Annotated in this window: 22 protein-coding genes and 1 rRNA gene; 8 read left to right on the top strand and 15 right to left on the bottom strand. The window is 52.7% G+C overall.

From position 1 onward, the window contains the following. From ATB02_RS16960 to pepQ, 5 genes are all read right to left on the bottom strand, one after another. A 16S ribosomal RNA gene (locus ATB02_RS16960) occupies window positions 1–1,029 on the bottom strand; the annotation flags it as partial. Between the two features lie 376 nt (window positions 1,030–1,405). Then, window positions 1,406–1,951 carry a menaquinone-dependent protoporphyrinogen IX dehydrogenase gene (gene hemG, locus ATB02_RS16965; protein WP_032185585.1) on the bottom strand — a complete coding sequence of 182 codons (546 nt, stop codon included), beginning with the start codon at window positions 1,949–1,951 and terminating at the stop codon, window positions 1,406–1,408. A gap of 11 nt (window positions 1,952–1,962) precedes the next feature. Continuing rightward, complete coding sequence (gene trkH / locus ATB02_RS16970) at window positions 1,963–3,414, bottom strand: Trk system potassium transporter TrkH (RefSeq protein ID WP_000545683.1); 1,452 nt, start codon at window positions 3,412–3,414, stop codon at window positions 1,963–1,965. 38 nt (window positions 3,415–3,452) lie between these two features. Further along, a complete protein-coding gene (locus ATB02_RS16975; protein ID WP_097470667.1) occupies window positions 3,453–4,067 on the bottom strand; it encodes an IMPACT family protein in 615 nt (204 codons plus the stop codon). Next, window positions 4,067–5,398, bottom strand: a complete 1,332-nt coding sequence (gene pepQ / locus ATB02_RS16980; RefSeq protein WP_000444561.1) for a Xaa-Pro dipeptidase — start codon at window positions 5,396–5,398, stop codon at window positions 4,067–4,069. The genes ATB02_RS16975 and pepQ overlap by 1 nt, the downstream gene beginning before the upstream one ends. 189 nt (window positions 5,399–5,587) lie before the next feature. Here pepQ and fadB point away from each other — a divergent pair, with 189 nt between their 5' ends. After that, window positions 5,588–7,777: a fatty acid oxidation complex subunit alpha FadB gene (gene fadB, locus ATB02_RS16985; RefSeq protein ID WP_105271934.1), complete on the top strand. Its 2,190-nt coding sequence runs from the start codon at window positions 5,588–5,590 to the stop codon at window positions 7,775–7,777. Between the two features lie 9 nt (window positions 7,778–7,786). Continuing rightward, complete coding sequence (gene fadA, locus ATB02_RS16990; protein WP_000438749.1) at window positions 7,787–8,950, top strand: acetyl-CoA C-acyltransferase FadA; 1,164 nt, start codon at window positions 7,787–7,789, stop codon at window positions 8,948–8,950. Window positions 8,951–9,240: 290 nt separating this feature from the next. On the opposite strand, the gene fre is transcribed toward fadA, so the two are convergent. Continuing rightward, window positions 9,241–9,942 (bottom strand): NAD(P)H-flavin reductase, encoded by a 702-nt coding sequence (gene fre, locus ATB02_RS16995; RefSeq protein ID WP_032185583.1) that lies wholly within the window; start codon window positions 9,940–9,942, stop codon window positions 9,241–9,243. A gap of 45 nt (window positions 9,943–9,987) precedes the next feature. Further along, window positions 9,988–11,481: a 4-hydroxy-3-polyprenylbenzoate decarboxylase gene (ubiD, locus tag ATB02_RS17000; RefSeq protein WP_105271935.1), complete on the bottom strand. Its 1,494-nt coding sequence runs from the start codon at window positions 11,479–11,481 to the stop codon at window positions 9,988–9,990. A gap of 166 nt (window positions 11,482–11,647) precedes the next feature. Between ubiD and rfaH the strand changes: the two genes are divergently transcribed. Then, on the top strand, window positions 11,648–12,136 hold the full coding sequence (gene rfaH, locus ATB02_RS17005) for a transcription/translation regulatory transformer protein RfaH (RefSeq protein WP_001192404.1): 489 nt from the start codon (window positions 11,648–11,650) through the stop codon (window positions 12,134–12,136). Here rfaH and tatD read toward each other — a convergent pair. The 8 genes from tatD to rmuC all read right to left on the bottom strand — a co-directional run bounded on the left by tatD (window position 12,133) and on the right by rmuC (window position 19,136). Beyond that, window positions 12,133–12,915 (bottom strand): 3'-5' ssDNA/RNA exonuclease TatD, encoded by a 783-nt coding sequence (gene tatD / locus ATB02_RS17010; RefSeq protein WP_010362352.1) that lies wholly within the window; start codon window positions 12,913–12,915, stop codon window positions 12,133–12,135. The two genes, rfaH and tatD, sit on opposite strands and share 4 nt — an antisense overlap. Before the next feature lie 41 nt (window positions 12,916–12,956). Continuing rightward, entirely contained in the window at window positions 12,957–13,733 is a 777-nt protein-coding gene (gene tatC, locus ATB02_RS17015; RefSeq protein WP_000109943.1) for a Sec-independent protein translocase subunit TatC, read from the bottom strand. 2 nt (window positions 13,734–13,735) lie between these two features. Further along, window positions 13,736–14,251: a Sec-independent protein translocase protein TatB gene (gene tatB / locus ATB02_RS17020; protein ID WP_032185580.1), complete on the bottom strand. Its 516-nt coding sequence runs from the start codon at window positions 14,249–14,251 to the stop codon at window positions 13,736–13,738. Between the two features lie 3 nt (window positions 14,252–14,254). Then, complete coding sequence (gene tatA / locus ATB02_RS17025) at window positions 14,255–14,524, bottom strand: Sec-independent protein translocase subunit TatA (RefSeq protein WP_001295260.1); 270 nt, start codon at window positions 14,522–14,524, stop codon at window positions 14,255–14,257. A 78-nt stretch (window positions 14,525–14,602) separates the two neighbouring features. Then, on the bottom strand, window positions 14,603–16,243 hold the full coding sequence (ubiB, locus tag ATB02_RS17030) for a ubiquinone biosynthesis regulatory protein kinase UbiB (RefSeq protein WP_000187543.1): 1,641 nt from the start codon (window positions 16,241–16,243) through the stop codon (window positions 14,603–14,605). Beyond that, window positions 16,240–16,845, bottom strand: coding sequence for a ubiquinone biosynthesis protein UbiJ (gene ubiJ, locus ATB02_RS17035; RefSeq protein WP_105271936.1), 606 nt, complete (start codon window positions 16,843–16,845; stop codon window positions 16,240–16,242). The genes ubiB and ubiJ overlap by 4 nt, the downstream gene beginning before the upstream one ends. A 13-nt stretch (window positions 16,846–16,858) precedes the next feature. Further along, a complete protein-coding gene (ubiE, locus tag ATB02_RS17040; RefSeq protein ID WP_000227958.1) occupies window positions 16,859–17,614 on the bottom strand; it encodes a bifunctional demethylmenaquinone methyltransferase/2-methoxy-6-polyprenyl-1,4-benzoquinol methylase UbiE in 756 nt (251 codons plus the stop codon). A 94-nt stretch (window positions 17,615–17,708) separates the two neighbouring features. Beyond that, window positions 17,709–19,136, bottom strand: coding sequence for a DNA recombination protein RmuC (rmuC, locus tag ATB02_RS17045; RefSeq protein ID WP_032185577.1), 1,428 nt, complete (start codon window positions 19,134–19,136; stop codon window positions 17,709–17,711). A gap of 215 nt (window positions 19,137–19,351) precedes the next feature. Between rmuC and ATB02_RS17050 the strand changes: the two genes are divergently transcribed. The 5 genes from ATB02_RS17050 to ATB02_RS17070 are packed head-to-tail and all read left to right on the top strand — an operon-like array spanning window position 19,352 to window position 23,288. Further along, on the top strand, window positions 19,352–20,119 hold the full coding sequence (locus ATB02_RS17050) for an IclR family transcriptional regulator (RefSeq protein ID WP_105271937.1): 768 nt from the start codon (window positions 19,352–19,354) through the stop codon (window positions 20,117–20,119). A gap of 23 nt (window positions 20,120–20,142) precedes the next feature. Next, the gene (locus ATB02_RS17055; RefSeq protein ID WP_105271938.1) at window positions 20,143–21,147 is read left to right on the top strand and encodes a 2-dehydro-3-deoxygalactonokinase; all 1,005 of its coding nucleotides are present in this window, start codon (window positions 20,143–20,145) and stop codon (window positions 21,145–21,147) included. Beyond that, a complete protein-coding gene (locus ATB02_RS17060; RefSeq protein WP_105271939.1) occupies window positions 21,137–21,766 on the top strand; it encodes a 2-dehydro-3-deoxy-6-phosphogalactonate aldolase in 630 nt (209 codons plus the stop codon). Before ATB02_RS17055 ends, ATB02_RS17060 begins: the two co-directional genes overlap by 11 nt. Before the next feature lie 24 nt (window positions 21,767–21,790). Then, window positions 21,791–22,765, top strand: coding sequence for a Bug family tripartite tricarboxylate transporter substrate binding protein (locus ATB02_RS17065; RefSeq protein WP_105271940.1), 975 nt, complete (start codon window positions 21,791–21,793; stop codon window positions 22,763–22,765). A 16-nt stretch (window positions 22,766–22,781) separates the two neighbouring features. Further along, window positions 22,782–23,288: a tripartite tricarboxylate transporter TctB family protein gene (locus ATB02_RS17070; protein WP_105271941.1), complete on the top strand. Its 507-nt coding sequence runs from the start codon at window positions 22,782–22,784 to the stop codon at window positions 23,286–23,288. The last annotated feature ends 8 nt before the right edge of the window (window positions 23,289–23,296 follow it).

The raw sequence follows: 23,296 nt of genomic DNA on the forward strand, positions 1-23,296 counted from the left end.
AGGCACATTCTCATCTCTGAAAACTTCCGTGGATGTCAAGACCAGGTAAGGTTCTTCGCGTTGCATCGAATTAAACCACATGCTCCACCGCTTGTGCGGGCCCCCGTCAATTCATTTGAGTTTTAACCTTGCGGCCGTACTCCCCAGGCGGTCGACTTAACGCGTTAGCTCCGGAAGCCACGCCTCAAGGGCACAACCTCCAAGTCGACATCGTTTACGGCGTGGACTACCAGGGTATCTAATCCTGTTTGCTCCCCACGCTTTCGCACCTGAGCGTCAGTCTTCGTCCAGGGGGCCGCCTTCGCCACCGGTATTCCTCCAGATCTCTACGCATTTCACCGCTACACCTGGAATTCTACCCCCCTCTACGAGACTCAAGCTTGCCAGTATCAGATGCAGTTCCCAGGTTGAGCCCGGGGATTTCACATCTGACTTAACAAACCGCCTGCGTGCGCTTTACGCCCAGTAATTCCGATTAACGCTTGCACCCTCCGTATTACCGCGGCTGCTGGCACGGAGTTAGCCGGTGCTTCTTCTGCGGGTAACGTCAATGAGCAAAGGTATTAACTTTACTCCCTTCCTCCCCGCTGAAAGTACTTTACAACCCGAAGGCCTTCTTCATACACGCGGCATGGCTGCATCAGGCTTGCGCCCATTGTGCAATATTCCCCACTGCTGCCTCCCGTAGGAGTCTGGACCGTGTCTCAGTTCCAGTGTGGCTGGTCATCCTCTCAGACCAGCTAGGGATCGTCGCCTAGGTGAGCCGTTACCCCACCTACTAGCTAATCCCATCTGGGCACATCCGATGGCAAGAGGCCCGAAGGTCCCCCTCTTTGGTCTTGCGACGTTATGCGGTATTAGCTACCGTTTCCAGTAGTTATCCCCCTCCATCAGGCAGTTTCCCAGACATTACTCACCCGTCCGCCACTCGTCAGCGAATCAGCAAGCTGATTCCTGTTACCGTTCGACTTGCATGTGTTAGGCCTGCCGCCAGCGTTCAATCTGAGCCATGATCAAACTCTTCAATTTAAAAGTTTGATGCTCAAAGAATTAAACTTCGTAATGAATTACGTGTTCACTCTTGAGACTTGGTATTCATTTTTCGTCTTGCGACGTTAAGAATCCGTATCTTCGAGTGCCCACACAGATTGTCTGATAAATTGTTAAAGAGCAGTGCCGCTTCGCTTTTTCTCAGCGGCGCGGGGTGTGCATAATACGCTTTCCCGCTACAGAGTCAAGCATTTTTTTGCTTTTCTCTGTCGAGATTCTCAGGAGAACCTCGCTGACCCGGCGGCGTGTTTGCCGTTGTTCCGTGTCAGTGGTGGCGCATTATAGGGAGTTATTCCGGCCTGACAAGAGGAAATTTAAAATAATTTTCCGACCGCGCATTTTTTACTCTTTATGCTTATTTCAGCGTCGGTTTGTCGGTTAAATGGGCGATTTCTCGGGCGAAATTCGCCACCTGCTGCCAATCGGTATAGACAACTTCTTTGCGCGTATCCGTTTCACCGCCTGACATCTTCATAATCAGCTTGATCATAAAGCGGTCGTACCAGCGGTAACGTGGATAACGTAGCGCCCCGGCAATGACGGCACAGCGATCGGGACGCCATTGTGAACTCATCAGAAACTTCCGCGCGTAGCTATTGGTCTGTGGAGTACGCTTCTCCGGTTTGCGCGCCACCAGGTTTACGGAGTAAAAGGCGCTCGGCATCGAGTTCAGCCGCGTCGCATGCTTTTTGACAAATTCCTGGAACGCAGAATGGTAGTGACCGTAGCGAATAGAAGCGCCAATGACCACGCGATCGTAGTTTTCCCACTGGGGTTCTTCAATGCGATGCACATTAGCGACATCTGCCTGGATCCCCAATTCTTTCAGTTCCGAAGCCAGGTAGGAGGCAATCTCGCGCGTTTGTCCGTCCCTTGTTGAGAAAAGAATTAATGTTTTCACGTATTACTCCATCATTCACGCCAGAAAGTCGGGGTAAAGAGCACCAGCAATGTAAAGACCTCGAGACGACCAAACAGCATGTTGGCAATCAGGATCCATTTAGCCACCGGGTTCATACTGGTAAAGTTATCAGCAACCACGCCAAGCCCTGGCCCCAGGTTATTCAATGTCGCAACAACCGAGGCAAAGGCAGAAAAGTCATCAACACCCGTGGCGATAATCGCCAGCATACTGACAATAAACACCAATGCATAGGCAGAGAAAAATCCCCAAACAGCTTCGAGGATACGTTCCGGCAGTGCGCGATTCCCTAGCTTAATGCTGTAAACGGCGTTCGGATGCACCAGTCGTTTCAGCTCACGGTTCCCCTGCTTAAACAGCAGCAGAATGCGGATCACTTTCAGGCCACCGCCCGTAGACCCGGCGCAACCGCCAATAAATGCTGAACATAAAAGCAGTACCGGCAAAAAGAGCGGCCAGCGGGCAATGCTATCTGTCGTAAACCCGGCGGTTGTCGCCATCGACACCACCTGGAAAAACGCCTGGTTAATTGTCATCAGCGCCGAACTGTAGACATTATGAAACCACAGCACGAGGGTACAAATAACCACCAACGTAAACTGTACGCCGATAAACATGCGAAATTCCGGATCGCGCCAATAAACCTTCAGACTACGCCCACTTAACAGTGAAAAGTGAAGACCGTAGTTACAGCCGGAGATCAGCAGGAAGATAGCAATGATGGTGTTAATAGTCGGGCTGTCGAAATAACCGATACTGGCATCATGTGTCGAGAAGCCGCCAATAGCGATAGTCGCAAAGCTATGGCCGATGGCATCAAAGGCATCCATTCCGGCAAACCACAACGCCAGCGCACAGGCGACGGTCAGCAAGACATAAATCAACCACAGAGTTTTCGCCGTTTCAGCAATTCGCGGGCGCATTTTGTTATCTTTCAGCGGGCCGGGCATTTCCGCGCGATAGAGCTGCATCCCACCCACGCCGAGGATAGGCAGTATCGCAACCGCCAAAACGATGATCCCCATCCCGCCAAACCATTGCAGCATCTGGCGATAAAAGAGGATTGCGTGAGGAAGTGTATCCAGTCCCACCAGCGTAGTGGCCCCCGTGGTAGTCAGACCGGAGAAAGATTCAAAAAACGCATCGGTAATCGTGAGGTTTGGGCTTTCCGAAAAGATAAAAGGGAGCGCACCGACGCTACCCAACACGGTCCAGAACAGCACCACTATCAGAAACCCTTCACGGGATTTCAGTTCGCCCTTCTCTTTGCGGTTCGGCCACCACAGCATAGAGCCAATGGCGAGGGCGACAAAAAAGGTCTGGGTAAAAGCGCGGCCCGCTCCATCCCGGTAGATGAGTGCTACCAGCCCAGGGATAATCATGGTCCCTGAAAATAAGATGACCAGTAGTCCAACGATTCGGGTAATGGCGCGAAAATGCATCTCTGCCGCTTCCTTAGTTCTGCAAAACGAAGTGGGGATTATTCTTCAATCGCTAACAATTGCAATGAACCACGGCTAAAATCCGCCAGCTTTGCGGAAAATTCAGCCACTTTCGCCGCCGGAAGCGCCACCCGCAGCAGAACGAATGCCTGATAATCACTGTTGATAATTTTGCCGCCACACTGCCCCAGCAACGCTTCAATGCCGGTTAACTGACTATATTCACATTGCAAAGTATATTCGGTTAATGGCGTCTTGCGTTGGGTCGTTAGCTGGCGCAGTGCCTGATTCACGCCGCCGCCATACGCTTTCACTAACCCACCGGTGCCCAGCAATATGCCGCCGTAGTAGCGCACCACCACGGCGGTAATTTCCCCGACGCCGCTGCCCATAAGTTGGGCGAGCATCGGTTTACCTGCCGTTCCCGCCGGTTCCCCGTCATCAGAGAAACCCAGTTGTTGAGAATCATCCGGTGCGCCAGCTACCCACGCCACGCAATGGTGGCGGGCATCGGGGTGTTCTGCTCGCACCGATTCAACAAACGCTTTCGCCGCCTCAACGCCATCGGTATGCGCCAACATCGTTATGAAGCGGCTCTTTTTGATCTCTTCAACAACCGTGACCGGTGCCGCAGGAATTAACCAGCTTTCCATCACGCCAGTTTCAGATCCCGGGTCATGTTTTCCACGTTGTTTTCGTGGATCACCACGTTGTCTTCGATACGAATGCCGCCGAACGGTTTCAGTGCTTCAATTTTCTGCCAGTTGAAGTGCTTGCTGAACTGCCCTTCACGCCACGGCGCCAGCAGTGATTCGATGAAGTAGATACCCGGTTCGATGGTTAACACCATACCCGGCTGAAGAATACGGGTGCAGCGCAGGTACGGATATTTTGCCGGTGCCGCGAGGTGTGTACCGCTATCATCCTGCATAAAACCGGCCACGTCATGCACCTGCAGGCCCAGCGGATGGCCGATACCATGCGGCATAAACGGTCCGGTAAGATCATTTTCGACCATCGCCTCTTCACTCATATCGGTGATGATTTGATGTTTACGCAGCAGTTTGGCGATACGCTGATGAAACTGGATGTGGTAATCCACATAGCTGACGCCTGCTTTCATGGTGGCGATCAGCGCCAGTTGTTCATCATTTACGTCTTTCACCAGCTGTGCATAGTCGTTGTCGCTTTTTGCCGACCAGGTACGAGTCAGGTCAGCCGCATAGCCGTTATATTCTGCCCCGGCATCCAGCAGGAAGCTGCGCATCTCTTCCGGTGCCTGATGGTCCAGTTTGGTGTAATGCAGTACCGCAGCGTGTTCGTTGAGCGCCACAATGTTGCTGTAAGGCACGTCGGTATCACGATGACCGGTCGCGGTCAGATAGGCAATGTTGATATCGAACTCGCTCATGCCAGAACGGAACGCTTCTTCTGCCGCGCGATGACCGTTGACCGCCATTTTCTGCGCTTCACGCATACAGGCCAGTTCGTACTCGGTTTTGAAGGAGCGGTAGTAATGCAGGTAGTCGATCACCCCTTTCGGGTTGATATTGCTGGCCTCAATACCCAGTTGCAGCGCACGTTCCGGCACCGGGCCGATATACCCGATATTGCCGCGCGCAGCTGGCAACAGGCTACCAATGCCATCGGCTTTCGGCAGCGCAATTACTTCCACGTCCTCAGTCCAGAAGGAGGTCGGCAGTGGTTCGACGTTGTGCCAGTAATCAACCGGCAGATAAAACCACAGTTTCGGCTTGTTCACGCCATCTACCAGCAGCCAGCAGTTTGGCACCTGAGTTACCGGCACCCACGCTTTGAATTGCGGGTTCACTTTAAACGGATAGGGATGATCGTCGAGAAAAACGTTGAACAGTTCGCCGGAGTGAATAAGTAACGCATCCAGTTTGAAGCGCGCCAGCGCATCGCGAGTCCGTTCTTGTAAGGTAGCTATATGATTTTTATAGAGCGAGGCCAGTGATTCCATTTTTTACCCTTCTGTTTTTTTGACCTTAAGTCTCCGCATCTTAGCACATCGTTCATCCAGAGCGTGATTTCTGCCGAGCGTGATCAGATCGGCATTTCTTTAATCTTTTATTTGCATATTTTTAACACAAAATACACACTTCGATGCATCTGGTACGACCAGATCACCTTGCGGATTCAGGAGACTGACATGCTTTACAAAGGCGACACCCTGTACCTTGACTGGCTGGAAGATGGCATTGCCGAACTGGTATTTGATGCCCCAGGTTCAGTTAATAAACTCGACACTGCGACCGTCGCCAGCCTCGGCGAGGCCATCGGCGTGCTGGAACAGCAATCAGATCTAAAAGGGCTGCTGCTACGTTCGAACAAAGCAGCCTTTATCGTCGGTGCTGATATCACCGAATTTTTGTCCCTGTTCCTCGTTCCTGAAGAACAGTTAAGCCAGTGGCTGCATTTTGCCAATAGCGTGTTTAATCGCCTGGAAGATCTGCCGGTGCCGACCATTGCTGCCGTCAACGGCTATGCGCTGGGTGGTGGCTGCGAATGTGTGCTGGCGACCGATTATCGTCTGGCGACGCCAGATCTGCGCATCGGTCTGCCGGAAACCAAACTGGGCATTATGCCGGGCTTTGGCGGTTCTGTACGTATGCCACGTATGCTCGGTGCTGATAGTGCGCTGGAAATCATTGCCGCCGGTAAAGATGTCGGCGCGGATCAGGCGCTGAAAATCGGTCTGGTGGATGGCGTAGTCAAAGCAGAAAAACTGGTTGAAGGCGCGAAGGCGATTTTACGTCAGGCCATTAACGGCGACCTCGACTGGAAAGCGAAACGTCAGCCGAAGCTGGAACCGCTAAAACTGAGCAAGATTGAAGCCACCATGAGCTTCACCATCGCTAAAGGAATGGTCGCACAAACAGCAGGGAAACATTACCCCGCACCCATCACCGCAGTAAAAACCATTGAAGCGGCTGCCCGTTTTGGTCGTGAAGAAGCATTAAATCTGGAAAACAAAAGTTTTGTCCCGCTGGCGCATACCAACGAAGCTCGCGCACTGGTCGGCATTTTCCTTAACGATCAATATGTAAAAGGTAAAGCGAAGAAACTCACCAAAGATGTTGAAACCCCGAAACAGGCCGCTGTGCTGGGCGCAGGCATTATGGGCGGCGGCATCGCTTACCAGTCTGCGTGGAAAGGCGTGCCGGTTGTCATGAAAGATATCAACGACAAGTCGTTAACCCTCGGCATGACCGAAGCCGCGAAACTGCTGAACAAGCAGCTTGAGCGCGGCAAGATCGACGGTCTGAAACTGGCTGGCGTGATCTCCACGATTCATCCAACGCTCGACTACGCCGGGTTTGATCGCGTGGACGTTGTGGTAGAAGCGGTTGTCGAAAACCCGAAAGTGAAAAAAGCCGTGCTGGCAGAAACCGAGCAGAAAGTACGCCCGGATACCGTGCTGGCTTCCAATACTTCAACCATTCCTATCAGCGAACTGGCCAACGCGCTGGAACGCCCGGAAAACTTCTGCGGGATGCATTTCTTTAACCCAGTGCACCGAATGCCGTTGGTAGAAATTATTCGCGGTGAGAAAAGCTCCGACGAAACCATCGCGAAAGTTGTCGCATGGGCGAGCAAGATGGGTAAAACGCCGATTGTGGTTAACGACTGCCCCGGCTTCTTTGTTAACCGCGTGCTGTTCCCCTACTTCGCCGGATTCAGCCAGTTACTGCGCGACGGCGCAGACTTCCGCAAGATCGACAAAGTGATGGAAAAACAGTTTGGCTGGCCGATGGGTCCGGCATACCTGCTGGATGTCGTGGGCATTGATACCGCGCATCACGCCCAGGCAGTGATGGCAGCAGGTTTCCCGCAGCGGATGCAGAAAGATTATCGCGACGCCATCGACGCACTGTTTGATGCCAACCGTTTTGGTCAGAAGAACGGCCTTGGTTTCTGGCGTTATAAAGAAGACAGCAAAGGTAAGCCGAAGAAAGAAGAAGATACCGCCGTTGACGACCTGCTGGCAGAAGTCAGCCAGCCGAAGCGCGATTTTAGCGAGGAAGAGATTATCGCCCGCATGATGATCCCGATGGTCAACGAAGTGGTGCGTTGTCTGGAGGAAGGCATTATCGCCACTCCGGCAGAAGCCGATATGGCACTGGTCTACGGCCTGGGCTTCCCTCCGTTCCACGGCGGCGCGTTCCGCTGGCTGGACACCCTCGGCAGCGCGAAATATCTCGATATGGCACAGCAATATCAGCACCTCGGCCCGCTGTATGAAGTGCCGGAAGGTCTGCGTAATAAAGCGCGTCATAACGAACCGTACTATCCCCCGGTTGAGCCAGCCCGTCCGGTTGGCGACCTGAAAACGGCTTAAGGAGTCACAATGGAACAGGTTGTCATTGTCGATGCAATTCGTACCCCGATGGGCCGTTCGAAGGGCGGTGCTTTTCGTAACGTGCGTGCGGAAGATCTCTCCGCTCATTTAATGCGTAGCCTGCTGGCGCGTAACCCGGCGCTGGAAGCGGCTGCCCTCGACGATATTTACTGGGGCTGTGTACAGCAGACGCTGGAGCAAGGTTTTAATATCGCCCGTAACGCGGCGCTGTTGGCAGAAGTACCACACTCTGTCCCGGCGGTGACCGTCAATCGCTTGTGTGGTTCATCCATGCAGGCACTGCATGACGCAGCACGAATGATCATGACCGGCGATGCGCAGGCATGTCTGGTTGGCGGCGTGGAGCATATGGGCCATGTGCCGATGAGTCACGGCGTCGATTTTCACCCCGGCCTGAGCCGCAATGTCGCCAAAGCGGCGGGCATGATGGGCTTAACGGCAGAAATGCTAGCGCGTATGCACGGTATCAGCCGTGAAATGCAGGATGCCTTTGCCGCGCGATCACACGCCCGCGCCTGGGCCGCCACGCAGTCGGGCGCATTTAAAAATGAAATCATCCCGACCGGTGGTCACGATGCCGACGGCGTCCTGAAGCAGTTTAATTACGACGAAGTGATTCGGCCGGAAACCACCGTGGAAGCCCTCGCCACGCTGCGTCCGGCGTTCGATCCAGTCAGCGGCACGGTAACGGCGGGTACGTCTTCCGCTCTCTCCGATGGCGCTGCAGCCATGCTGGTGATGAGTGAAAGCCGCGCTCGTGAATTAGGTCTTAAGCCACGCGCCCGCGTACGTTCGATGGCGGTCGTTGGTTGTGACCCGTCGATTATGGGTTACGGCCCGGTTCCAGCCTCGAAGCTGGCGCTGAAAAAAGCGGGGCTTTCTGCCAGCGATATCGGCGTGTTTGAAATGAATGAAGCTTTTGCCGCGCAGATCCTGCCATGTATTAAAGATCTGGGGCTAATGGAGCAGATTGACGAGAAGATCAACCTCAACGGTGGCGCGATCGCGCTGGGTCATCCGCTGGGTTGTTCCGGTGCGCGTATCAGCACCACGCTGCTGAATCTGATGGAACGCAAAGACGTTCAGTTTGGTCTGGCGACGATGTGTATCGGTCTGGGTCAGGGTATTGCAACGGTGTTTGAGCGGGTTTAACCACTTGCCAGATGCGGCGTGAATGCCTTATCCGGTCTACCGACCCGGCACTAATGTAGGCCTGATAAGACGCGCCAGCGCCGCATCAGGCATCGATTGCCGGATGCGGCGTAAACGCCTTATCCGGCCTACCGACCCGGCACCAATGTAGGCCTGATAAGACGCACCAGCGTCGCATCAGGCATCGTGCATCGATTGCCGGATGCGACATAGATCTAAATGCCACTGTATCACTGTATAAAGTTTTAGTTGCCGTTCTTCCCGCCTGTCAGGGGCGGGTTTTTTATATCTCAGATAAACGCAAACGCATCGCCAAACAGGCGATCTTCCCGCGCATTACGCTCACTGCAAAACAGGTCACGGGCAATTTTCGCCATCTCAAAACGTCCGGCAATATAGATATCATGCTCTGCCAGGGTACCGTGATCCTGCAATACCGCCGTTAACACGGTGCCAGTACGCCCACGCCAGCCCGCTTCCGGTTGTTCAACCACCGGCACCACTTGTAGACCAGGATGCTTCAACGAAAGCGCCTCAAGCTCGCAGAGATCATACAGATGCTGCTCTTCACGCCCGCCCCAGTAAATGGTGATATCACGGTTTGGGTTACGCGCCAACGCTGTCAGCAAAATCGAGCGGGCATAAGAGAACCCGGTGCCGCCCGCAATCAAAATCATCGGACGCTCTTCATCATCGCGCAGCCACGCTTCTCCGTGGGGAATATCGACCACGATTTGATGATCTTTGAGGATACGGTCCATGACTGCTTTCGCGTAAAGGTTGATTTCAGAAGCGCCAATATGCAGCTCGATAAACTCTTTTTCATCCGGCGTCGAAGCCATTGAGAATGGACGTTTATCGCGCTCATCCATCACCACCATCAAATACTGACCAGCACGAAAAGAAAAGGCCGCGTCTGGCACGATTCGAACACGATATACGGTATCGGTGATAGCTTCTACCGAGGTCACTTTACAGCTTAAGGTTGTCATGCGCTTTCTCTGTCGGATCGATAAATAGGGCAAAACAAACGCGCATCAGGCGCTTTTACCGTTGTTAAAAATAGCCAACTCATCCCAGATGGCGTCAATATGCGCGACAACATCCGGATCTTTTTTGATGGGACGTCCCCATTCACGCTGGGTTTCCCCCGGCCATTTATTCGTGGCATCCAGCCCCATTTTTGAACCCAGCCCGGAGACAGGCGAGGCAAAATCCAGATAATCAATAGGCGTATTTTCGACCAACACCGTGTCCCGCACCGGGTCCATACGGGTGGTAATCGCCCAAATCACATCGTTCCAGTCGCGGGCGTTGACGTCATCATCGCAAACGATCACAAATTTAGTGTACATAAACTGGCGTAAGAACGACCAGACGCCCATCATGACGCGCTTCGCGTGTCCGGCGTACTGTTTTTTGATCGTCACTACCGCCAGACGATAAGAACAGCCTTCCGGCGGCAGGTAAAAATCGACAATTTCCGGGAACTGTTTTTGCAGAATCGGCACGAACACTTCGTTCAACGCCACGCCCAGTACCGCGGGTTCATCTGGCGGACGCCCGGTATAGGTGGAATGGTAAATCGCATCTTCACGCTGGGTAATATGCGTCACGGTGAATACCGGGAAACTATCGACTTCGTTATAGTAACCAGTGTGGTCGCCATACGGCCCTTCCGGCGCAGTTTCGCCTTGTTCGATATACCCTTCCAGCACAATCTCCGCACTGGCGGGCACTTCAAGGTCATTGGAGATACACTTCACCACTTCGGTCTTGGTGCCGCGCAGCAATCCGGCAAACGCATACTCTGAAAGCGTATCCGGAACGGGGGTGACTGCACCGAGAATCGTGGCGGGATCAGCACCCAGCGCCACAGAAACCGGGAAACGTTCGCCAGGATGCGCCGCACACCACTCCTGATAATCCAGCGCGCCGCCGCGATGCGACAGCCAGCGCATAATCAGTTTGTTTTTACCAATTAGCTGCTGGCGATAAATGCCCAGATTCTGCCGTTCTTTATTCGGGCCGCGCGTTACGGTCAGCCCCCAGGTAATCAGCGGCGCGGCATCTTCCGGCCAGCAGGTCATAATGGGAATGCGGTTAAGATCGACGTCATCGCCAGAGACGATTTTTTGTTGGCAGGGCGCACCACGCAGTCGCTTTGTCGGCATGTTCAATACTTGTTTAAACTGCGGCAGTTTATCAAACAGGTCGCGGAAACCTTTTGGCGGCTCCGGCTCTTTCAGAAACGCCAATAATTTACCAACTTCACGCAGCGCCGAAACATCTTCCTGCCCCATGCCCATCGCCACGCGCTTTGGCGTACCGAACAGGTTGCACAGCACCGGCATTGAGTAGCCTTTAGGGTTTTCGAACAACAACGCAGGCCCACCTGCACGCAAAGTGCGGTCAGCAATTTCAGTGATTTCCAGATGCGGATCCACCGGGAGAGTGATACGTTTTAGCTCACCCTGCTGTTCAAGCAGCGTCAGGAAGTCGCGTAAATCGTTATATTTCATGGCATCCATTGTAGCCTCTTAATCTGCGCCCATTATACGGCGTTCATCTTTGCGATGCTGTAAATTTGTTAAATTAGCGTGAACTCTGACGGTATAACGCAAACCGGGGAATATAATTAACTTAGCGTAAAGCTTTTGCTATCCTTGCGCCCCGATTAAACGGATAAGAGTCATTATGCAATCCTGGTATTTACTGTACTGCAAGCGCGGGCAACTTCAACGTGCCCAGGAACACCTCGAAAGACAGGCGGTGAATTGCCTGGCGCCGATGATCACCCTGGAAAAAATCGTGCGAGGCAAACGAACCGCAGTCAGTGAACCACTGTTCCCCAATTACCTGTTTGTGGAATTTGATCCGGAAGTGATTCATACCACAACCATCAGTGCGACCCGCGGCGTCAGCCACTTCGTGCGCTTTGGCGCGTCGCCAGCGATAGTCCCATCAGCGGTGATTCATCAGCTGTCGGTGTATAAACCGAAAGACATTGTTGATCCGGCGACCCCTTATCCGGGTGATAAGGTAATTATTACCGAAGGCGCATTCGAAGGTTTCCAGGCCATTTTCACCGAACCCGACGGTGAGGCTCGCTCCATGCTATTGCTTAATCTTATTAATAAAGAGATTAAGCACAGTGTGAAGAACACCGAGTTCCGCAAACTCTAAAACGCAATCCCAAACAGTGTTTTAACATTGGCATCCGTGGTGGCAGCCAGCCATGCGGCATCTTCTCCACGCCAGTGCGCAATACGTTGCAAAATATGGGGCAGATGGGCTGGCTCGTTGCGCCGGGATGATGGCTTCGGCGTGAGATCGCGCGGGAGCAAATACGGCGCATCAGTTTCGATCAGCAATTTCTCCGCCGGAATCAACGGCAACAATTCCCGCAGCTCCAGCCCGCGTCGTTCATCGCAAACCCAACCGGTAATGCCGATATAAATTCCACGCGCCGCGCACGCCTGCATCTCTTCGCGTGTGCCGGTAAAGCAATGAAGAACTGCACCAGGCAGTTTATCCAGCCACGGCTCCAGCAAGGTTATAAACCGATCGTGGGCATCGCGACAGTGCATAAATACTGGCATGTTTAATTCTGCAGCAATGCGTAGCTGAGCAACAAAAGCACGTTCCTGCTCTTCTGGTGTAGAAAAGTTGCGGTTAAAGTCGAGGCCACACTCACCAATCGCCACCACTTCTGGCTGCGAGGCCAGTTCAATGATCGCTTCTTCGGTCGCTGCTTGCCACTGGCTGCTGTCATGAGGATGCACGCCCGCCGTTGACCAACAGGATGAATACTGACGCGCCAGTTTTTGTGCCTGCTGGCTTTCGTGCAGGTTAGTGCCAGTGATGAGCAGCCCATCAACTCCTGCGTCAAAAGCGCGTGCTACAACATCATCACGGTCTTTCGCAAATTGCGAACTGGTCAAATTAACGCCGATATCAAACATCCTGTACTCCATATGACAACCGCCCTGACGGGCGGTTGAATTTATTCTTCAGTTTTTTCGCTTTCTGCTTCAGCGTCGTTTTCCTCTTCCCGGTTTCGACCCTTACCAACGTAAAAGCGTGAGAAGAAGACACCGATTTCAAACAAGCAGTACATCGGGATCGCCAGCAGCGTTTGCGAGAAGACATCCGGCGGCGTCAGCAACATCCCGACGACGAATGCGCCAACCAGCACATACGGACGTTTTTTGCGTAAGTCTTCTGGCGAGGTAATCCCCATCCAGCACAGCAACACAATTGCCACCGGCACTTCAAAGGAGACACCAAACGCCATAAACAACGCCATAACGAAGCTTAAATAGCTGGCGATGTCGGTGGATACCTGTACCCCTTCCGGCGCGGTATTGGCAAGGAAGCCAAATGCCAGAGGAAAGACCACAAAGTAGGCGAACGCCATGCCGATATAAAACAACAGAGAGCTGGAAACCAGCAGCGGCACCACCAGGCGACGTTCATGCTTATACAGCGCTGGGGCGATAAACGCCCACACCTGATAGAGAATCACCGGCGCTGACAGAATCAGCGACACCATAAAGGTCAGCTTGATCGGCGTAAAGAACGGTGAGGCCACGTCGGTGGCGATCATCGTTGAACCTTGCGGCAACTGCTTGATCAATGGCGCGGATACCAGGTGATAGATGTCATTGGCGAAATAGACCAGACACAGGAATATCACGATCACCGCGATAATGCAGTTCAGCAGACGCTTACGCAGCTCAATCAGGTGCGTGATAAGCGGTTGAGTATCTTCTACAGACATGTTTACGGTTTATCACTCGACGAAGGGGAAGGTGCAGCGGTTTTCGGTTCAGCGTCCGCAGCAGGTTTTACCGCCGGCTCTGGCGTGGTTTCTGGCTTCTGTTCCGGCGAACTGGCCTGCGTTTGTGCAGCGGCAGGCGTTACGCCTTCATGCGCAGCTTCATTATCTTTCACCACCGGGTTATGGATGGTGTGCGCTTCATCGCTCGCCTTTTCAGGATCGTTTGCAACGTAGGAACGCTTCATCGACTCCGCGGCCTGGCGTAGTTCATCCATCGACGCTTTCAGTTCGGGCGTCAGGTTAGTGAGGCTCGCCTTTTCAACCTTTTTCAGGCTGTCCTGAAACTCCTGGAGTTTTAACTCCTGGGTCAGTTCGTTCTGCACCGTTGTCGCCAGTGAACGCAACGCGCGAATCCAGCCCGCTACCGTTTTTACCGCCACAGGCAGTCGTTGCGGCCCCAGAACGACGAGGCCGATGATGAACACCAATAGCAGTTCGCTAAAACCGATATCAAACACGGATTACACCTGCTCTTTATCGTGGCGCTTCGCGTCTTCTGTTTTAGCCTGTTCCTGATTCGTATCAGCCTGCTTATCGGCGATAGTTTTCGCAGTAAAATCAGCATCCTGACTGGTTTTATCCTGCTTTGGTTCATCATCGCTCATTGCTTTTTTAAAGCCTTTGATCGACGCACCAAGATCGGAACCGATGGAGCCGAGCTTTTTGGTGCCAAAAAGCAGTACAACGATGACGGCAATAATCAATAACTGCCAAATACTGATACCACCCATACATGTTCCTCTGTGGTAGATGATGATTAAACAAGGCCGCATTATACGTTACACGGCCCGCCTTGAGCGATGAAAAAATCAGCGTGTTTTGCGCCAACCGACAAACCAGGCGATCAGACCACCTGCCATTAACCAGCCGGGCATCAACCCCCATTCAGGGCGGCTGACCAACAAGAATGTGCCGCTTAATACTAACGTAGCGCCAATTCCGAGAAAATAACGCGATTGTCCCTGACGTACATGATTTGACTGAAGCTCGCGGGCAATCTTATCAACACTGTGCTGTAAATACTTGCCCTGGCGCAAACTGTCGTAAACCAGTTCAGGCAGTTCTGGCATTTTTTCGACCCAGAACGGCGCTTTTTCTTTAAATGCTCTCACCAGCGCAGGAATACCGACCTGATCTTTAATCCACGACTCCAGGAAAGGCTTCGCCGTTTTCCATAAATCGAGCTGCGGATAAAGCTGGCGACCTACCCCTTCGACGTAGAGCAGGGTTTTCTGGAGTAACACCAGTTGCGGCTGCACTTCCATATTGAAGCGACGCGCCGTATTAAACAGATTTAACAGTACATGTCCAAACGAAATTTCGGCTAGCGGTTTCTCAAAGATAGGTTCACAGACCGTACGAATGGCAAATTCGAACTCTTCAACGTTGGTATCTGGCGGCACCCAGCCTGAATCGACGTGTAGCTCTGCCACTTTGCGATAATCGCGATTAAAGAAGGCGATAAAGTTTTCCGCCAGATAGCGTTTATCTTCTTTGTTTAGCGAGCCAACAATCCCGCAATCAATGCCGATATATTTCGGGTTTTCCGGGTGTTCATAGCTTACAAAGATGTTGCCAGGGTGCATATCGGCATGGAAAAAGCTGTCGCGAAAGACCTGAGTGAAGAACACCTGCACGCCGCGTTCTGCCAGCAACTTCATGTTGGTGCCGTTTTTCTCCAGCGCCGCGACATCTGAAACCGGAATGCCGTAAATGCGCTCCATCACCATCATCCCTTCACTACAATAGTCAGGGTAAACTTCCGGGATGTAGAGCATCGGGCTGTCTTCAAAATTGCGCCGAAGCTGAATGGCGTTGGCAGATTCCCTCAGCAAATTCAGTTCATCAATCAATGTCTTTTCGTACTCGCGCACCACTTCGGTTGGGCGCAGACGGCGACCATCCGGCAGCAAACGCGGCACCCAGCGAGCCAGACGGTAGATAAGTTTCAGATCCGCTTTAATCACCGGCAAAATATCCGGGCGGATAACTTTAATCACCACCTCTTTGCCATTCGATTTCAATCGTGCGGTATGAACCTGAGCAATAGAAGCAGACGCCAGCGGCTTGATTTCAAAATCGTCAAACCACGCTTCTACCGGCAAACCGCCCATTGCAGCTTCAATCTGTTGCTTCGCAAGCTTGCCATCAAACGGAGCAACTTTGTCCTGCAATAACGCCAGCTGATCGGCAATATGCGGAGGAAAAAGGTCGCGGCGGGTAGACAGCATCTGCCCGAACTTGATCCACACTGGCCCCAGTTCTTGCAGAGCCAGTCGTAGTCGCTCACCTAATGGTTTGTCTTTATGCCGATTCGGCATCCAGAATAATGAGTATCGCCATAGTCGTAACGGCAGGGTGATACGCATTTTAGGGATCAGTTCATCAAGTCCGTAGCTTAAAAAAGTGCGAATGATGAAATATAGGCGCCGTACTTCACCTGGCGTCATTTAGCCTCCAGTTTTTCCAGCCGTTTGGTCAGGGCATCAACAGCACGCTCGACGGCAGCCGTCTCTTCCGCAAACCAGGCCACTTCAAGTGCACCGGGTGCCATACGCCACTCTTCAGTAATGGCTTCCGCCACATAACGTTGCTGGCGTTTAATACCGTGATGCAGGAGCTTTGCGCCTCCGCGCAGGGCTTTGCTGATACCTTCAGCGGCGATATCACCGGTATAAGGGGCCAGCAGTTCCGCAGGGTCGAACTCTGCCAGATCTGCCAGCGCAACGAAGTTTTGCACCACCTGAATATCGCCCTGTACTTCCAGCTCACCGCTGCGAATTAACGCAGCAAGCTGCTGGCGATCGCGAAGTTTCGGCAACACGCTGGCGTAGGCGATAACGGTGCAGTCAGCATCTCCTGCCCATTCGCCCAGCACATCGACCTGGCGTTCGCTGAACACCAGAATCAATGACGTCGAAAAGCCTTTTACCTCCACGCGCAAAACTTTACCCAGCAGACGCGAGCGGGCCGTTTTCAGCGCGGGTGAACGATACAGGAAGGTGTTGAGCAGACTTTCAATTCCTGCCGTCACTAAAGGTTTAAAAGGCATTTCCGGTCTCCTGTCAGAACTTATAACCACGATGCAGCGCCACAACCCCTGCCGTCAGGTTGTAATAGTCGACACTTTCGAATCCAGCATCCTGCATCATAGCTTTCAGGGTGTCCTGATCGGGATGCATGCGGATAGATTCAGCCAGATAACGGTAGCTGTCAGCGTCGTTCGCGACCAGTGAGCCAATACGCGGCAGCACATGGAAGGAGTAAGCGTCATAGGCCTTACTTAACGGCTCGATAATCGGCTTCGAGAACTCAAGCACCAGCAGTCGGCCGCCAGGTTTCAGAACGCGATACATTGAACGCAGAGCTTTATCTTTGTCAGTGACGTTACGCAGACCAAACGAAATGGTGATGCAATCAAAGGTGTTATCCGGGAACGGCAGCGCCTCAGCGTTCGCCTGAACATACTCAACGTTGCCAATCACACCAATATTACGCAGCTTCTCGCGGCCCATTTTGAGCATGGATTCATTGATATCAGCAAGGACCACTTTGCCAGTTTCACCCACCAGGCGGGAGAATTTCGCTGTCAGGTCGCCAGTACCGCCTGCCAGATCCAGCACGGTCTGCCCGCGGCGTACGCCACTGCAATCAATCGTGAAGCGTTTCCACAAACGATGTATGCCAAAAGACATCAAATCATTCATGACATCGTATTTCGATGCCACGGAATGGAAAACGTGGGCGACCATATCCGCTTTTTGTTCCTTCGCGACGGTCTGAAAACCAAAGTGCGTCGTTTCTTGTGACTTATCCACCATCTCAATGCCTGCTCATCAAAAAATTGTTCCAGAAGTGTAACAGATTGGGCGTCGATGCCCTAGATTTCTACCCGGCTTAACTACCCCCAATGGGCTAGCGCGACTGCTGATTATATTCATCATCGCGTTGATAAGCTTCATCATTCGGCTGCTCCGGTACCGACCGCAGTCGATACTCTTCATCCTGGCTCACCGCTTGTTCAGCCAAATCCGGATTAATCTCGCGTTTAATTTCTACTCCTAAACCGCGAAACGCTTCTGCTTGCGCCAGCACATTTCCGCGACCTGAAGAGAGTTTTTTCATTGCCTGACGATAGTTGTCCTGTGCTTTGTCCAGACTTTGACCAATCGCGGACATATCATCGACAAACAAGCGCATTTTGTCGTACAACTTGCTGGCACGATCGGCTATTTTCTGAGCGTTGCGGCTTTGATGCTCATAGCGCCAGAGGTTGGCGATAGTGCGCAGCGCCACCAGCAGCGTGGTCGGGCTAACCAGCATAATATTGTTTTTCAACGCTTCGGTGATCAGCTCCGGCTGGCGGTCAAGCGCCAGTAAAAATGCGGGCTCAACAGGGATAAACATCAGCACGTAATCCAGCGTTCGTAGCCCCGGCAGCTGTTGATAATCTTTACGCCCCAGCAAGCGGATGTGGTTACGCACCGACGCGATATGTTCCTGTAGCGCGCTTTCACGTGTGTAGTCATCTTCAGCGTTGAAATAACGTTCATAGGCAACCAGCGTCATTTTGGCGTCGATCACCACATCTTTGCCCTGCGGCAGCCGCACGATGACATCCGGCTGCATCCGCGAGCGGGCGTCATTTTCGATGCTGACCTGGGTTTCATATTCATACCCTTCACGCAGACCGGAAGCCTCCAGCACACGCGTCAATACTACCTCGCCCCAGTTGCCCTGGGTTTTATTGTCGCCTTTCAGCGCACGCGTCAGGTTGATCGCTTCCTGGGCCATTTGCGCGTTGAGCTGCTGGAGATTGCGTATTTCGTGAGTCAGGGTATGGCGTTCTTGTGCTTCTTTACCGAAACTGTCCTGAACCTGACGACGAAAACCGTCCAGTTGTTCACGTAGTGGCGACAACAGGCTGTTCAGACTCTGACGGTTTTGCTCATCAACCCGGCGATTGCTGTGCTCGAAAATACGGTTGGCGAGGTTTTCAAACTGCTCACTGAGGCGCTGTTCGCTGTTGATCATTTGGCGAATTTTATCGTCAGCATGTTGCTGTACGGCCTCCATTCGCGTGGTGACTTCACGCAGATCCGCCTCCAGCGAGGTGTTAATGCTTTGCAGACTGCGCACTTCATTATTGAGTAACTCGCACTCAGCACGCCAATGTTCGCTTTGGGTAATTTGTTGTTTTGCCGCACTTAACTCCGCGACCATCTCTTCACGTTCAGCGAATTGCTCGGCTTTTTGCTGCGCATGCTGATAACTGGCAATCAGCCAGCCAATCGCCACGCTCACCAACGCAATAACTGCGTAAACCATGATTGAGATATCCACAACGCCTCCAGCCTCATTACTTACCCGCACAAAATAGAATTGTGCTGTACAAACGTCCAGTTTGAAAGAAGTTTCCTGCGAGGCGCTACGCAAAACGATCCTTAATTTTTATTATTTTATCCCACAATATGAGACGTAGTTTATATTGTGGGATATATCACCTTTTCCCCACGTCATTATGTGGAACACTTCAGCAATATCATCAGGAGAAACGTATGGCAGATACCTCTTCAACCACCGCTGGCGCACAAACGTTATTACGCGGGCTGGCGGTTCTTAATGCTGTTTATAACGGCTGCCATGACCTGAAAAGTATCGGCGAGTTCACCGGCACGACCCGGAGCACAACCCATCGTTTAGTCACCGTTCTGGTGGAACAACGCTATCTGCGCCACGTCCCAACGCAGGGCTACCAACTGGGCGCCAAACTGATCGAATTCGGTGCCAGAGCGCTGGAAAGCACCTCGCTGTACGAAGTTGCGCTGCCCGTTTTGCAACGCCTTGCCCGTTACACCCTGGACACCGTGCATCTGGGGATCGTTGAAGGCGACGAAGTGCTGTATCTGGAGAAGATCAACAGCCAGCGCGGGCTGGAAATGCGCTCACGCCCAGGCCATCGCATGCCTCTGGCGATTACGGGAATCGGTAAGGCTTTGATCCTCAACCGAACAGAAGAAGAGTGGCGCACGCTATTTTTGACTTGTGGTGATGAAACAAAACTGGGCGCATTTATACAAAACATGCGCCGTTATGCCGCCAGTGGTTTTGCTTTTGATCTGGAAGAGAACGAGCCCACTATCCGTTGCGTTGCAGCCCCGGTTTACAACGCCCGGAATGAAATTGTGGCGGCCATTTCTGTCGCCAGCACCACTACGTATATGTCACTGGCGCGTCTGGAAGAACTGGCACCTTACGTCAAATCCTGTGCAGAAGAGATATCCGCTGAACTGGGCTGGGGTAAGCACGTCCGCAAAAATAAATAAACCATGACTAAAGGAAACGGCTAATGTCGGGAAACACCTCATTTATTGCCCTGGACTGGGGAACGTCATCGCTTCGGGCATGGCGTTTTGGCGACTCACCAAATCCACAAGAAAAACGTGAATTCCCGTGGGGGATCATGAAATTACCCTCCCAGGCAGCAACACGTGAGGACGCTTTCCACGATACGTTTTTACGTGTCTGCGGCGACTGGCTGGCACAATCCCCATGCCCGGTTCTGGCTTGCGGCATGATCGGCAGTGCGCAAGGATGGAAACCCGCAGCTTATTTACCTTGCCCGGTCACTCTCGAGGGTCTGGCAAAGCAGTTGACGCCTGTTATCCACCAGCAGCAGACAATGCTGCACATCATTCCTGGCGTGATTAAAGAAGGTGAAATGCCCGAAGTGATGCGTGGTGAAGAGACACAAATCTTCGGTGCTATCTCGATGGAACCGGCCCTGCAAAACGCGATCCATCAGGGTATGCCTGTGCTGATTGGCTTACCTGGCACACATGCGAAATGGGCTGTAGTTGAAAACAACACCATTACCGATTTCCGAACCTTTATGACTGGCGAGTTATTTGATGTTTTATCCCGCCATTCGATTCTCGGTGCCACCATGCGTTCGGGAGATGAACCGCACTGGGATGCCTTCACCCATGGGCTGAAAGCAGCACAAGAGCATCATCAGACCGGATTATTATCGACGCTGTTTTCGACCCGTTCGCGCCTGCTGACCAGTAATCTTACGCCGTCCTCACAGGGGGATTACCTTTCAGGATTACTGATAGGCCATGAATTATGCGGTCTGGCATCCAGTTTGCTACGTGATTTACCCGCCACAACACCGATCGCCTTAATCGGTAGCGCCACTCTGAACAGCCGCTATTCACAAGCATTCAGCCACGTTTTTCCCGACAGACAGCTACACGCCATTCCTAATGCCACTGAACAGGGGTTATGGCGAATCGCCCACGCTGCCGGGCTACTCTCCACCAACGCCAGGGAATGTACTCATGCCATTTAATACGCTTTTGCAAAAAACCGGGTTAGTCGCCATTTTACGCGGCGTGAAACCGGATGAGATTGTCGCCATCGGTGAAAAGCTGTATGCCGCTGGATTTCGCCTGATTGAGATTCCCATGAACTCGCCGGAGCCGTTGCAAAGTATCAGTTTACTGCGCGACGCCCTGCCTAAGGACTGCCTGGTGGGAGCCGGAACTGTGCTTTCGGTGGAACAAGTCGTCGCGGTTAAAGAGGCAGGAGGTCAGATCATTGTGATGCCGCATTGCGATACTGCGGTGATCCGTCGTGCCCGTGCGCTGGGTATGTATTGTGCGCCTGGCGTCGCCACGCCCACCGAAGCCTTTGCTGCCATTGAGCATGGTGCTAATGCCATCAAGCTGTTCCCGGCTGAACAAATTACGCCTGAAGTCACCAAAGCCTGGCGTGCGGTTATTCCACAATCCGTTCCGATGTTACCGGTTGGCGGTATCACTCCGGAAACCATGGCGCGTTATCTGAGCCACGGTGCAAACGGCTTTGGCCTCGGTTCTGCGCTATATCGCCCCGGCATGACGCCAGAGCAAGTCTATGAAAATGCAGTACTGTTTATGAACGCATGGAACAATTTAAATAGCAAATAACTGATAAATAGGGATATAAAAGCAATGATAAAACATCTTACCTTACCGAAAAAAATGGCTGCAATGGTACTTCTTGCCGGCGCTGCCCTCAGCACTGCGCCTGTGCAGGCGGCCTCCTGGCCAACCAAACAGATCGAGTTAGTCGTACCCTACGCGGCCGGAGGCGGTACGGATCTGGTTGCCCGTGCCTTTGCTGATGCCGCCAAAAACCATTTGCCCGTCAGCATCGGGGTTATCAATAAACCTGGCGGTGGCGGCGCTATCGGCCTGAGTGAAATCGCCGCTGCCCGCCCTAACGGTTACAAAATGGGTTTAGGCACGGTTGAACTGACCACCCTTCCCAGTCTCGGAATGGTGCGTTTTAAAACCAGCGACTTTAAACCCATTGCCCGTCTGAATGCGGATCCGGCGGCTATCACCGTCCGTGCCGATGCGCCGTGGAATAGCTATGAAGAATTTATGACTTACGCCAAAGCGAATCCCGGAAAAGTACGCATTGGTAACTCAGGAACCGGAGCTATCTGGCATCTGGCGGCAGCTGCACTGGAAGACAAAACGGGCGCAAAGTTTTCCCATGTCCCGTATGACGGCGCAGCTCCTGCCATTACAGGTCTGTTAGGCGGGCATATTGAAGCGGTTTCCGTAAGCCCAGGTGAAGTTATCAACCATGTGAAAGGCGGCAAGCTGAAGACACTGGTAGTGATGGCTGATGAGCGTATGAAAACCATGCCTGACGTCCCGACGTTAAAAGAGAAAGGCGTTGATCTCTCCATCGGCACCTGGCGCGGTCTGATCGTGTCGCAAAAAACGCCGCAGGATGTGGTTGATGTTCTGGCTAAGGCCGCAAAAGAGACGGCTGAAGAGCCTGCATTCCAGGATGCTCTGCAAAAGTTGAATCTCAACTATGCATGGCTTGATGGTGCCAGCTTCCAGACCCAAATCAGCGAACAGGAACAGTACTTTGACGAGTTACTAACTCGGCTGGGCCTGAAAAAATAATCCCGAGGTACGGTCGATGAACACAAAACAGTCTGTTGCTCAACTCGCCGTACCGCACCGCAAGCGCCTTTCATCCACCGTGGTGGTGGCGCTGTTACTTTGTGTGGTTGCTGGCGCGGTGATAATTAATGCCGCTGATTTTCCAGCAACTGCCATTGAAACGGATCCCGGTGCAAGTGCCTTCCCTACTTTCTATGCCTGCGCTCTGATTGTGCTCGCTGTCTTACTGGTGATACGCGATCTTTTGCTGGCAAAACCAGTCCCTTGCGCCAACGCACAGGAAAAACCGGCATTCAGGAAAACGGCAACAGGAATTGTGGCAACCGCGTTTTATATTGTGGCGATGAGCTACTGCGGTTATCTCATTACTACTCCTGTTTTCCTCATCGTCATTATGACGTTGATGGGCTACAGGCGATGGGTACTCACACCGGGTATTGCGCTGCTGTTAACGGCAATCCTCTGGTTGCTGTTTGTCGAAGCGTTACAGGTGCCATTGCCTGTCGGCACATTTTTCGAATAACAGGGGCC

It is taken from the genome of Escherichia sp. MOD1-EC5189, from assembly GCF_002966045.1.
GTDB lineage: Bacteria > Pseudomonadota > Gammaproteobacteria > Enterobacterales > Enterobacteriaceae > Escherichia > Escherichia coli_F.